At 62.5% G+C, this 12,519-nt stretch carries 11 protein-coding genes and 3 tRNA genes; 8 read left to right on the top strand and 6 right to left on the bottom strand.

What is annotated here, in order from left to right; all coding sequences use genetic code 11:
* Positions 1-2 precede the first annotated feature (2 nt).
* From AC3XQU_RS15970 to AC3XQU_RS15945, 6 genes are all read right to left on the bottom strand, one after another.
* Positions 3-503: a SixA phosphatase family protein gene (locus AC3XQU_RS15970; RefSeq protein ID WP_489875149.1), complete on the bottom strand. Its 501-nt coding sequence runs from the start codon at positions 501-503 to the stop codon at positions 3-5.
* 82 nt (positions 504-585) lie between these two features.
* Positions 586-1,989 (bottom strand): trypsin-like serine protease, encoded by a 1,404-nt coding sequence (locus AC3XQU_RS15965; RefSeq protein WP_489875148.1) that lies wholly within the window; start codon positions 1,987-1,989, stop codon positions 586-588.
* Positions 1,986-3,536, bottom strand: a complete 1,551-nt coding sequence (locus AC3XQU_RS15960) for a hypothetical protein (protein WP_489875147.1) — start codon at positions 3,534-3,536, stop codon at positions 1,986-1,988. The genes AC3XQU_RS15965 and AC3XQU_RS15960 overlap by 4 nt, the downstream gene beginning before the upstream one ends.
* 307 nt (positions 3,537-3,843) lie before the next feature.
* Positions 3,844-4,764: a tRNA 2-thiocytidine(32) synthetase TtcA gene (gene ttcA, locus AC3XQU_RS15955; RefSeq protein WP_489875146.1), complete on the bottom strand. Its 921-nt coding sequence runs from the start codon at positions 4,762-4,764 to the stop codon at positions 3,844-3,846.
* Entirely contained in the window at positions 4,761-5,159 is a 399-nt protein-coding gene (locus AC3XQU_RS15950) for a dihydroneopterin aldolase (RefSeq protein WP_489875145.1), read from the bottom strand. The genes ttcA and AC3XQU_RS15950 overlap by 4 nt, the downstream gene beginning before the upstream one ends.
* A gap of 13 nt (positions 5,160-5,172) precedes the next feature.
* A complete protein-coding gene (locus AC3XQU_RS15945; RefSeq protein ID WP_489875144.1) occupies positions 5,173-5,970 on the bottom strand; it encodes an SDR family oxidoreductase in 798 nt (265 codons plus the stop codon).
* A gap of 59 nt (positions 5,971-6,029) precedes the next feature.
* On the opposite strand from AC3XQU_RS15945, the gene AC3XQU_RS15940 reads away from it, so the two are divergent.
* The 8 genes from AC3XQU_RS15940 to AC3XQU_RS15905 form a co-directional block, all read left to right on the top strand.
* The gene (locus tag AC3XQU_RS15940; protein WP_489875143.1) at positions 6,030-7,178 is read left to right on the top strand and encodes a class I SAM-dependent methyltransferase; all 1,149 of its coding nucleotides are present in this window, start codon (positions 6,030-6,032) and stop codon (positions 7,176-7,178) included.
* 117 nt (positions 7,179-7,295) lie between these two features.
* A complete protein-coding gene (locus tag AC3XQU_RS15935; protein ID WP_489875142.1) occupies positions 7,296-8,303 on the top strand; it encodes a J domain-containing protein in 1,008 nt (335 codons plus the stop codon).
* Positions 8,304-8,465: 162 nt separating this feature from the next.
* Positions 8,466-10,124: a response regulator gene (locus AC3XQU_RS15930; RefSeq protein WP_489875141.1), complete on the top strand. Its 1,659-nt coding sequence runs from the start codon at positions 8,466-8,468 to the stop codon at positions 10,122-10,124.
* A gap of 3 nt (positions 10,125-10,127) precedes the next feature.
* Complete coding sequence (locus AC3XQU_RS15925) at positions 10,128-11,672, top strand: HDOD domain-containing protein (protein ID WP_489875140.1); 1,545 nt, start codon at positions 10,128-10,130, stop codon at positions 11,670-11,672.
* A 187-nt stretch (positions 11,673-11,859) separates the two neighbouring features.
* A tRNA-Tyr gene (locus AC3XQU_RS15920) sits at positions 11,860-11,944 on the top strand.
* Between the two features lie 39 nt (positions 11,945-11,983).
* A tRNA-Gly gene (locus AC3XQU_RS15915) sits at positions 11,984-12,057 on the top strand.
* A 34-nt stretch (positions 12,058-12,091) separates the two neighbouring features.
* Positions 12,092-12,166, top strand: a tRNA-Thr gene (locus AC3XQU_RS15910).
* 78 nt (positions 12,167-12,244) lie between these two features.
* The coding region (locus tag AC3XQU_RS15905) for a GTP-binding protein (RefSeq protein WP_489875139.1) at positions 12,245-12,519 on the top strand (275 nt) is incomplete at its 3' end.

Here is a 12,519-nt window from a genome sequence, read left to right as displayed (position 1 = left end):
GCTTACGGCGTCGTGAACAGCACCGTGTTCACGGCGCCGCCGGCGCCCGGCGTCAGCTGGTACAGCCGGTCATACTCGTTATCCCCGATATCCGCCCCCGGCGCCCCGCCGAACAGCCGCACCAGCTCGGGCAGGGTATTCGAATGCCCCACCACCAGCACCGCCCCGCTCAAGCCCTTCACCTTCTCCACCAGCGCCTTTGGTGCGCGCGGATCGTAGACCTGCACGGTCAAGCCGGTCTTCTGCGCCAGCGGCTCGGCGGTCTGGCGCGTGCGATTGGTCGGCGTATGGAAAATGCTGGTGATGCCGGCGCGGTGCAGCAGGATGCCCACGTGCTCGGCCCGCGCCCGACCTTTCGACGTCAGTTCCGGATCGCCGTTCTCGCTCATCTTTTCACCGTGGCGCACCAGGTAGATGGCGCTGGGCTCGGCAATCGCCGCGACCGGGGCGAGCAGGGCGAGGCCCAGGGACAGGTGGCGCAGCAGGCGGGCAGGCAATTTCATGGGCATCCTCTGATCTGGTGGACGAAAAAAAGGCAGGGTACCATGCCCCTGCCTTGCCGCCATACTGAGCTCATTCGGACGACTAGGAGCACGCTACCTTGGACTTCGCGCATAGCCACGCCCTGACGGCATCGCGGTCCAGGCGCGTGAAGTTTTGAACGCCATCCGTACAGGCATTGCTTGACCCTCCTGTACGCTGAATGATGGCACTGGCGATTGCGAGCAGCTCTAACGTGGGTTTTCCTGTTCCATCGATATTGCCCCTGAAAACTGGACCACCTGAGTCACCTGGGCAAATGCGTCCTTCGTTTTTGACAGCCGCATCGGCACTACCCGTCAGCATGACACCGGCACTATCCGTGTGCACCGTATCGTGTCGAACACCAATTTCCAGCAATAAATCGCCGATAACGTCCTTGGCATTGGACTGCCCGTATCCCGCCAATGTCAGCGGCGGTGCAATTGTCCCTTTCTTCGGAATGGTCAAGGTAGTGTGCATCGGTGGATGGGTGGTGGACGGGGCCAGTTCTAGAAGGGCAAGGTCATTTCCCATACCGATCTGGTGGTTCATTGCGGCCTCCGACGCAGGAAAGGGTAGGTCCTGGGTTTTTCCAATCCATTCAAAGGTCGTTGCGACGCGACGGTGCAACATATTCTTGCTTTCCTTGCCGTCCAGCCTGACCAAGGTATCTTTGCCTTTTCGAAAGGGGAGAAAGACACCCAGGTTCTTCAGCGGTATGAATGCCCCCGTAATCCTGTCACGAAAACAATGGGTCGCAGTCAGGAACCAGTTATTGTCGATCAGGGTCCCCGAGCAGACCATGCGGTAGGGTTTGACCGAAATATCGGCCAGGCTGCCTACGTCGGCGAAAGCCTGGCGGTAAACGACGTCGTTGCTACGAGCGGTCTCCAGATTGAATCCTCCTCTTCCTATAGTGGGGATACGGATGTCAGGAGGTGGATCGTCGTTGGAGGTTTTCGGGTTCAGTATTTGATAGTTTTTATTTCTTTGAATATTGCCGACGCGCAGTGCTTCCAGAAGTTTTTTCAGATCTGCAGGTTTCATCTGGTCGCTGTTGACTCTCGACAGTATCTGATTCTTGTCGAGACCAGCAATATCGACGAGAGCCTGATCCGGAATGCTGCTTTTGGCAATGAAATACAGTTCGAGGCGTGCACTGAGATTTTGCTGAAACGGCGAGATGACCGTGTCAGGAAGCGTTGCGCCCGCAGGTCGTTGGTGGTCACGGACAAGCTTGTCTACGTCGAGTTCGATCTTGTCCAGCAAAGGCTTGTCTTTAACTTCCTTGACGACGCCGGTAAGTTGGGGAGGGACACCGATGGACATGAGTCGCGTGCCCAGCCTCTCGGAAAGCCTTTTCTGGAGCGCCAGTTTCGCATCCGGAGGCATTGCATCCAATTTGGCATCTTGCGCGAAGGTGCTGCCTGCAAGCGCGCACGCTACGATAGCGGCAGGGGTCCTCATGGCGCTTCTGCCCGGAGCTTGTCAAGTTCGCGGCGCTGCTTCTCCAATTCGATTTGTTTCTTGATCAAATTCGTTTCAAGTTCAGCGGTATCGATTTGTTGCTGGATGGGGTCCTTGCCGCCGGCTTGCGCCAGGTCGAGTGCCCGCTTTTTGTCCAGCACCGCGATCTGGGCATCGTACATGGCGATTTCATCGGCGCGTTCCTTCTTGATCGCCTCGTCGGACGCCTTGGCTTTGTCCTGCTTTGCCTTCTCCCGCAGCCCGACGATATCGAGGTAGGTTTTCGACAGACTCTGCGCGGCCACGGCACCGCGCTCGGCTGCAGCCTGTGCCGCGAAATTGAGCGTGCTCAGGGCGCCGTCTTCAGCAAAGGTAAGCTTGAGACTGTTCTTGTCGAATGGGCCGTTGGTCAAGGCCAGGTAGGCGATGGTGCCAAACTGCGGTACCGAAATCCAGCGCTCCCCGGTAAATTCGCTGGGAATACCTTCGCTTTGCGCAATGCTGACCTGGGCCAGCACAGGCAGCCGATAGAGGATCCCGCCAGTAGCCGAAGGCGTGGTTTGTACCGTACCGCGCGTGCTTCCGGTGGCCGTCTTGACACACACCGCAGCGGTAAAGGGCTGGTCGACGATGCCCATTGCATTTTGCAGGTCGAGCAGTTCTGCGCGCTCTTTGGGATCTTCGATACTTGCCGCGTACTGGTTGAAGTAGCTGGCATAGCTCAGGGTTGGACTAGCACAGGTCTTTTCAAGGCTTGGAACGAAGTTCACCTGGGTGCGGGCGGTCAGGACTTTCAGCGTCTTGGCGATGTTCTCCTGCACCCCCGGCGTTATGAGTTCTTTTCCTTTTGCAGCTTTTTCTTGTACTGCCAGTGCTGCTGCCTTTTCCTCCACTTCGGTCTTGAGTTTTGCATCGGTCGGCGCAGCGGCAAGCTTGGCTTTCGCGCTTTCATGCGCTGCTTTTGCCTTGTCAAGGTCGTCGAAGATCTTCTGCACATCTTTATCGGCCCGTTTTGCCGCAGGCAGCGCGGCGCGGAATTTCGCCAGGTTGTCGAACGTTCGCTTGATGACAACCGGGCACTCTTCATCTTTATTTTTATCTGTCACCCCTATCCCCGGTACGCCCAGGGACGCCTTGACCAGATTTAATGCGATACCGCCCACAGCTCCCATGACCTCTGCACTGCGGTCATCGACATCGGTGTTGATCGACTTGAACATGCCGGAAGAGTACATCTCGACATTTGCCGAGGTAATCTTCATCTTCGAATTCAGCTTGGTGTAATCGAAAGCATGTTGTTGTTCCGGGTCCGGTACGAACTTGTGCTTTACCGTGGCGTCAGCAATGTCGTACGAGAAGACAATCCGCTTGTTAACCAGCCTGCATGACGTTGGAACAAAGGAAAGGGATGCTTCGATGGCGGTAGCCGGCAGCGAATAAAGGATGCCGCCTGCGAGATCGGGAGCGGTCTTTTCGACCTTGGCAGAGTGGATGGTGGTGGTACACGAGGCGAGGAGGAACACTACCGGTACGAAAAGCACACGCATAATTTTCTCCGTCAGAGAGGCTGTTATCGTAGGTTGTACGTACGAAAGTATATTATGGATTTTAAGAAACTTTAATCTTTTGGCATTGTTTTCTGCTATCTCTTAAGCAAGACCATGCAAACGGCATGCTCCATACCGACGTCGTATTAGGGAATACACAGGTGGGGCATCTGATACAGGGGCTAACGCCCTTGTGGCGCCATGAACTAAGGGGATGGGTGCTCAAGATCCGTGTTGTACGAATCTCGACTAGAAGAGGGATCAAAACGACGGTGCCAGGACGCGCGGCCTGGCACCATGAAACGCTTTACGCCAAGGGCTGCAATACGATCGTATTGCTCGCCGGCGTCGAGCAAGGCTCTTCATCGAATGCGATATCGCCCAGCGGATTGGGCACCCCATCGGTCTTCAGGTCCATGAACCCGAACAGGTTGCGGTCCTGCAGGTGCGAGGGCACCACGGTGGAGAGCGACGAGAAGATGTTGTCCACGCGCCCCGGATTGGTCTTTTCCCAGCCGCGCAGCATCGCCTTGATTTGCTTGCGCTGCAGGTTTTCCTGCGAGCCGCACAAATCGCACGGGATGATCGGGAAACCTTTGACTGCCGCATAGCGCTCGGTATCGGCTTCCTTTACGTAGGCCAGCGGGCGGATCACCATGTGCTTGCCGTCGTCCGACACCAGCTTGGCCGGCATGCCCTTCAGCTTCCCGCCAAAGAACATATTCAGGAAGAAGGTTTCCAGGATGTCGTCGCGGTGGTGGCCGAGGGCGATCTTGTTGCAGCCCAGCTCGTCCGCCACACGGTACAGGATGCCGCGCCGCAGGCGCGAGCACAGCGAGCAGGTGGTCTTTCCTTCCGGGATCAGGCGCTTGACGATGCTGTAGGTGTCCTGGTTTTCGATGTGGTAGTCCACCCCGAGCTTGTCCAGGTAAGCGGGCAGGATGTCGGCCGGGAAGTTCGGCTGCTTCTGGTCCAGGTTCACCGCGACGATGTCGAAGTGAATCGGCGCGCGCTCGCGCAGCGTCATCAGGATGTCCAGCAGCGCGTAGCTGTCCTTGCCGCCCGACAGGCAGACCATCACCTTGTCGCCGTCTTCGATCATGTTGAAGTCGCCGATGGCCTGGCCGACCAGGCGGCACAGGCGCTTGTGCAGCTTGTTGTTCTCGTGCGCGATCTTTTCCATCGTCTTGGCCGAGACGCCCATCTGGTCGAGGTCTGCTTCGCTCATGCTTCTTCCTTCACCTGGAATACTTCGCATCCCACGCCTTCGCAGTCCGGATAAACGTCGGGCTTCATGGTCGAGACGCGCGCGGCGCGCACCCGCGGGTGGGTCAACATGGCCTTCACCACGTCGTCGCACAGGGTTTCCTGCAGGTGGATGTGGCCCTTGGAGACGCGCTTGGCGATTGTGTCGCGCATGAAATCGTAGTCGACCACTTCCGACAGCTGGTCGGCCTTCGGGGTCGACTGCTCGAGCGGGATGAACAGGTCGACGTTGATCAGGACGCGCTGTTCCGCCTTCTTTTCGAAGTCATGCACGCCGATATTGATCATCACTTCGTAATTGCGCAGGAATAGCCGGCGGCAATCGCGCAAGCTCGGGTGGGTCAGGGCGGACAGCATAGTGAAGCCTTCTTTATGAATGGTTACTGTTTGGTTCGGTCAGGAACATCACATCGCGGTGTGACGGCACCAGGTGCTGGCCGCCGTCGACCAGCAGGGTCGTGCCGGTCAGGGCGCGTGCGCCGGCCGCATACACGACGGCGTCGGCGATGTCCTGCGGGGTTGAGGAGCGGCCCAGAGGCGTCTGCCGATGCGCCTGCAGGAAACCTTCCTCGGTCTGCTCGCCCGACACCATCGTGATGCCGGGCGCCACGCCCACCACGCGCACCAAAGGCGCCAGGGCCTGGGCCAGCATCGTGGTGGCCGCATGCAGCGCCGCTTTCGACAATGTGTACGACAGAAAATCCGGGTTGAGATTGTACAGTTTCTGGTCCAGCAGGTTGATCACCACCGCCTGGCTGCCCGCGGGCGTCGCGGCGTGCAGGGCCTGCGCCAGCAGCAGGGGCGCTGCGACATTCGCCCCCATGTGGGTGGCCAGCAGGCTTGGTGAAAACGTGGTGGCACTGTCGTATTCAAACAACGATGCGTTGTTCACAACACAAGTCACCAGGCCCAGTTCCGTCGCGACGCGGCCGGGCAGGGCGCGCACCGCCGCTTCGTCGAGCAGGTCGCAGCCGAACAAGGCGGCGCGCCGGCCGAGGGCGCGGATCGCTTCCATCGTCTCGCGCGCTTCCGCTTCCGAATGGCGGTAATGCACGGCCACGTCCCAGCCGCCGGCGGCCAGGCCGAGCGCGATCGCGCGGCCCAGGCGGCGGCCGGCCCCGGTCACGAGCGCGACCTTCGGCGGGGGAGTGTGAACGGACTGCGTCATCGTCGAACCTGTACAGGGCGTAAATGGTTGGTAGGGGCTGATTTCGCTACAATGCCGGCATGTCCATGCCCGCACCCGCTCCCGACGCGCTCGCCGCGTCCCACTCCCTGCAACAACTGATCGCCGACGAGATCGAACAGCTCGGCGGGGCGATGGCGTTTTCGCGGTTCATGGAACTGGCGCTGTATGCGCCCAGGCTCGGGTATTACAGCGGCGGCGCGGCCAAGCTCGGCGCCAGCGGCGATTTCACGACGGCGCCCGAGATCTCGCCCCTGTTCGGGGCCGCTTTGGCGCGCGCGGCAGCCGCTATTATCGCGCAAAGCGCGCCCGACATCATCGAATTCGGCGCCGGCACCGGCAAGCTGGCGCGCGACGTGCTCGCCGCGCTCGCGCGCATGGGCGTGGCGGTCAACTCGTACACCATCATCGAATTGTCGGGCGAATTGCGGGCGCGCCAGCAGGAAGCGCTGAAAGATTTGCCGCAAGTCGTTTGGCGCGACGGTTTCCCCGACAGCTTCAGCGGCGTGGTGCTGGCCAACGAGGTGCTCGACGCCATGCCGGTCGAGCTGGTCATCCGCAAGGACGGCGCCTGGGCCCGCCAGATGGTGACGGTGCAAGCGGGCGAGTTCGCATTTATCCAGCACCCGCTACCCGAGCAGCTGGCCTTGCAGGTCCTGCGCCAGATCCCCGGCGCCGACCACCTGGCGGACGGCTATGTCACCGAAATCCACCCCGTGGCAGAGGGCTTCATGGCCTCGCTGGCCGGCATGATGAAGGATGGGCGCGGCGCCGCCATCCTGCTCGACTACGGCTTTCCGGCGCGCGAGTTCTATGTCGACCAGCGCCTTGGGGGCACCTTGATGTGCCATTACCGCCACCATGCCCACCCGGATCCTTTCTACCTGCCGGGCCTGCAGGACATCACGGCCCACGTCGACTTCACGGCCATGGCGCTGGCGTCCCAGGATGCCGGCCTGCCGGTGCTGGCCTACATGAACCAGGCTTCCTTCCTGCTGGCCTGCGGCATCGGCGACCTGTTGCTCGAGACCGATCCGCAGGATGCGCTGCGCTATTTGCCGCAGGCGCGGGCGATGCAGAAGCTGGTGTCGCCGGCCGAAATGGGCGAGCTGTTCAAGGTGCTGGTGGTCGGGCAGGGCGTCGATTTGCCGGATGCAATCGTGCAGGCCGACCGCACCCATCGGCTGTAGAATTTTTGACATCTTGCGCTCTGGATACAAATCCGGCTAAGCTGTACCACCCTGCTGCGGAGCCGGCAGGGATCGGCTGTAGAATCGACGGCGAGAACAGCAGGCACACGAGACACCATGGCCAAGATCCACACCCACTATGACAACCTGAAGGTCGCGCGCGGCGCGCCGGGGGAAGTCGTGCGTGCGGCGTACAAGGCCCTGAGCCAGAAATACCATCCCGACAAGAATCCGGGCGACGAAAAGGCCGCCCGCATCATGGCGATCGTCAACACCGCCTACAACACCCTGTCCGATCCGGTGCGCCGCAAGGAGCACGACGAGTGGATCGCCTCCGAGGAATGGGAAGTCGAGTGGCTGGAAAGCAGCGGGGCCGAAGAAGGCGCCCCCCGCACCCGTCCCGATAACTGGGAACCGCATGCGCCGGAAGCGCGTCCGCGTGCGCGCCTGATGCGCGATCCGCGCTGGTGGCTGGGCCTGACTGGCTGTTTCGTGGCCGGGGCCGCCGCGGCCGTGTTCCTGGTGGAGCCGTCGCGCGCCAAGTTGCCGGCAGCGCTGGCCTGGGCCGGCAAGCCGGACCCCATCGCAGTCGAGCGTCCCGAGCGCGCGGACCGGGGCGAGCGCGCCGAGCGCACCGACCGTCCCGACGAACTCGGCACCGACGCCAGCACAGAAGGCTGGGCGCGCCGCTTCGGCGGAGAAGGCAAAGAGCCACCTCCGGAGATCAAGGCGCTGGCCGTGACCCAGCTGGTGGTGCCGGCCCATGCGCCCGATTGCGGCACCGATCTGCAGACCCTGAGCGCCCCCAGCGGCGACCCCTGGCCGGCCGAGTCCGGCTACCTGCCGGGCTACCCCTACGGCAATGGCGGCAGCGAGATGCAGGTGCTGGTCGACAACAGCGCCAATGCCTCGCCGATCTTTGTCAAGCTCTACGACCTCGACCGCCGCTCGAACGTGCGCCACGCCTATGTGCAGCCACGCGCGACCTTCCTGATCGACAAGCTGGCGGCCGGGAAATACGAAGTCCGTTACCAGAACATCATCATCGGCGCGGCCAAGTCGGAATGCCTGAATGGCCGCCGCGCGCCGCTGCGCCAGGCCGCCGCCTTCGCCCCGGGCGGGTAAGAACGCCCTGGCTGTCTCTTTTCTCCCGCATCGACTGCCGGTTTGACCGGTATCGCTACCCAATTTAACTATTTTGTTCCCCAGCCGTAATATACTGGGCCGATGCAGCCAGCCCATGCAGCGGCTGCCCCACGCCCAACGCAGGCCAACGGAAAACCTGGAATGAACGAACTGGAAGGCCTCACGGCCCTGATCATCGAGCCCCACTCGGGCATGCGTGCCAACGTGCACAGCATGCTCAACATGTGCGGCCTGACGAAAATCGAGCATGCCAGCTCGTCGAACCAGGCGGTCAAGCACCTGACCCTGCGCAGCTTCGACCTGATCCTGTGCGAATACGACCTCGAAGGCGGCCAGGACGGCCAGCAGCTGCTGGAAGACATGCGCCACCACAAGCTGATGCCCCTGGCGACCATGTTCTTCATGGTCACGGCCGAGGGCAACCACAGCAAGGTGGTCAGCGCCGCCGAGCTGGCGCCAACCGACTACGTGCTGAAACCCTTCACCGCCGACCGCCTGCTCGAACGCATCGCGCGCGCCCTCGACAAGCGCGCCGCCTTCATGCCGGTCTACACCCTGATGGAGTCGGGCGACCAGCGCGACGCGATCGACGCCTGCATCGAGGGCGAGGCCCTGCACCCGCGTTATGCAGTCGACTTCCTGCGCCTGCGCGCCGAGCTGCACATGTTCCTGGGCGAGCCGGAGCAGGCCGAGCCGATCTACCGCCAGCTCATCGACGTCAAGGCGATCGCCTGGGCGCGCCTGGGCCTGGCCAAGACCCTGTTCCTGCGCAAGCAGTTCGACGAGGCCAAGGGCCTGCTCGAAGAGCTGGTCGATACCAACAAGAATTTTGTCGACGCCTACGACTGGCTGGCGCGCACCCATTCGGCCGTCGGCGACCTGGCCAAGTCGCAGGCGGTGCTGACCGACGCGGTGGCGGTGTCGCCGCATGCCGTGCGGCGCCTGCGCACCCTGGGCGAGACCGCCTTCGAGGCGGGCGACACCGAGGCCGCCGAAAAGGCGCTCAAGCAGGTCGTGAACAAGGCCAAGTATTCGGAATTCCGCGATCCGGAAGACCACGTGCGGCTGGTGCGCACCCTGGTGAAAAAGGGCGACCCGGTGGCCGCCGCCGCCATGGTCCGCGACCTCGACCGCTCGATGGGCGGGCGCGCCAATACCACCCTGTGCAGTGCGATCTCGTCGGCAATGCTGCACGAGTACACCGGCAACGAAGCGCGCCTGAACGAAGCCTTGACCACCGCCCTGGGCGCCTGCAAGGACGCGCCGGCGCTGTCGTCCGACCTGAAGCTGGAACTGGCGCGCACCTGCCTGGAAAACAACATGGAAGAGGGCGGCGCCGAGCTGGTGCGCGAAGTCATGCGCAACGCCGCCAGCGATGCCGGCATGGCGCAGGCCATGGGCGTGCTGGAAAAAGCCGGCTTCCCAGACCTGGCGCGCACGCTGGCGCAGGAAAGCCGCCAGCACGTGGTCGACCTGGTGGCCGACGGCGCCGCGCGCGCCCGCAGCGGCGACTTCCGCGGCGCCGTGACCCTGATGCTGGAAGCGACCGGCAAGCTGCCGAACAATCCCTCGGTGGCCTTCAACGCCGCGCTGGCGGCCCTGCGCTGCATCGAGCACGACGGCTGGGACGACAAGCTCGGCCAGCAAGTGAGCGGCCTGATCGGCAACGTGCGCAAGCTCGACCCGGGCAACCCGAAGCTGGGCGCGCTGGTGGCGCTGCATCACCAGCTGCTGAAGAAATACGAGCGCAATGCGCAGGGCCGGGTGGTCAAGGCCGCACCGGCAAAGGCAGCGGGCTGACCAATGCACGACCCAGCTCTGCCGCCGGAAGGCGCGACCCGCCGCGTGCGCGCGGCCCTGATGCACAAGGTCTGCGGCGACGAAGAAATGTTCGCGCTCGGCGCCTCGATCGCGCGCGTGGTCGAAATGGCATCGAGCGACGACCAGGGCACCCACGACCTGGCCTATTACGTGGTGTCCGACCCGGCGCTGACCCAGCGCATCCTGCGCCTGTCCAATACCATCCAGTACCGCACGATTTCCGGCACCGCGGTCACGACGATCTCGCGCGCCATCTCCCTGCTGGGTTTTGACAACGTCAAGACCACCGCGCTGGCGATGCTGCTGGTCGACGCCCTCGACAGTTCCGAGCACGCCGGCAGCGTGCGCGTCGAGCTCGAGGCCGCGCTGTGCGCCAGCCTGGTGGGCCGCGAGATGGCGCGCCACAGCTTCTACCAGGGCGCCGAGGAAGCGGCGATCTGTGCGCTGTTCAAGAACATTGGCCCGCTGCTGGTGGCCAGCCACGAGCACGACCGCTACCGCGAGATCGGCGCCCTGGTCCTGGGCGGCAAGCACACGGTCGGCCAGGCCTCGCAGATGATCCTGGGCGCCAGCTACGACATGCTGTCGCAGGCCGTGCTGGCCGAATGGAAGATCCCGGACGTCATCGTGCGCGCCCAGGCGGCCCTGCCGTCCGCGCCGGTGCGGGTCGCAGGCAACCGCGGCGAATGGATGCGCCAGGTCGCTTCCTTCGGCCTGGACGTGGCGCGCCTGCTGGCCAAGACCCACGAGCCGGCCGGCTCGCCCGACGCCGTGGCGCTGCTGGCCCGTTATGGCGCCGCGCTCGACCTGGACAGCGCGCGCATGGAAGCGCTGCTGGCTTCGGTGCAGGAAGGCATGCGCGGCCTGATGGAGAGCATGAACATGCAGCCGGCGCCCAAGGCCGAGCAGGCGGAAAAGGGCGGCCTGCCCAACGTACTGCTGCTGGCCACGTTAGATGCGGGCGAGGAAGAGCAGGGCGGCTTCCACCCGAGCGGCAAGCCGAAGAATGCGCGCGACCTGCTGCTGGCGGGCGTGCAGGATGTCACCCACTTGCGCGCTTCCGGCCAGGGCAAGGTCAACGACGTGGTGCTGGCCGTGCTCGAGACCTTGTTCAGCGCGCTGGGCTTTCGTTTCGCTACCGTCTGCCTGAAGGATGCACGCAGCGGGCAGTTCCGCGCCCGGGTGGCGCTGGGCGAGGAGAGCGCCCGCCTGCAGGCCGGGTTCACCTTCCCCGCCGCGTCCAGCCGCGACCTGTTCCACCTGGCCATGGACAACGACGCCGACCTGATGATCTCGGACGCGGCCAGCCCCAAGATCCGCGACCTGCTGCCCGAGTGGCACCGCAAGCTGCTGCCGGACGCAAAAAGCTTCATCGTGCTGCCGCTGGTGGTGGGCAAGGCCCAGCTCGGCATGTTCTATGCGGACCGCACGATGGAGGCGCCGGAAGGCGTGCCGCCGGACGAAACGGCCCTGATCAAGGCGCTCAAGGGGCAGGTGCTGGCAGCCCTTGCGCCGTCGCAATCGTAGTCCCTCCATGCAGGTAAACGATAATTTTTAATCTACCCTGCAATTCCCACCAAATCACCCTTGTAGTTTTGCATCCTGCCCGTTACAATCACGCCCCGAAGCAACGCTGCTATGCGACCGAAGACAAAGTCTGAGGAATCATAGTTGACACTACGTGGAGCTTGCTTCATACTCTGCGGTTCTTCGCGGTGGGGTGGCCGAGTGGTTAAAGGCAGCAGACTGTAAATCTGCCCTCTCTGAGTACGCTGGTTCGAATCCAGCCCCCACCACCAAAAAGAAGAGTCGTGAAGTCGAATTGAAAGTTGTACCTCGCGGGTGTAGCTCAATGGTAGAGCAGAAGCCTTCCAAGCTTACGACGAGGGTTCGATTCCCTTCACCCGCTCCAGTGTTCGCGGTGTAGGTATCCACCGCAAAAACAAGCCCTTGTAGCTCAGTGGTAGAGCACTCCCTTGGTAAGGGAGAGGCCACGTGTTCAATCCACGTCAAGGGCACCAGAATTCAAAAAACGGCAGTGCGTCGTACTGCCCGTCAGGTGTGCCTGGTAATTCTCAAAATATCGTTAGGAGTCTCAAATGGCAAAAGGTAAATTCGAACGGACCAAGCCGCACGTCAACGTCGGCACCATCGGTCACGTTGATCACGGCAAAACCACCCTGACGGCAGCAATCGCAACCGTCCTGTCGAAGAAATTCGGCGGCGAAGCAAAAGCATACGACCAGATCGATGCAGCGCCAGAAGAAAAAGCACGCGGCATCACCATCAACACCGCGCACGTCGAGTACGAAACCGCGAACCGTCACTACGCGCACGTCGACTGCCCAGGCCACGCCGACTACATCAAGAACAT

The organism is Telluria sp. AZSoR62, from assembly GCF_058111565.1.
Note: the sequence above shows the minus strand (reverse complement) of the source record. Positions and strands in the feature narration are given on the sequence as shown.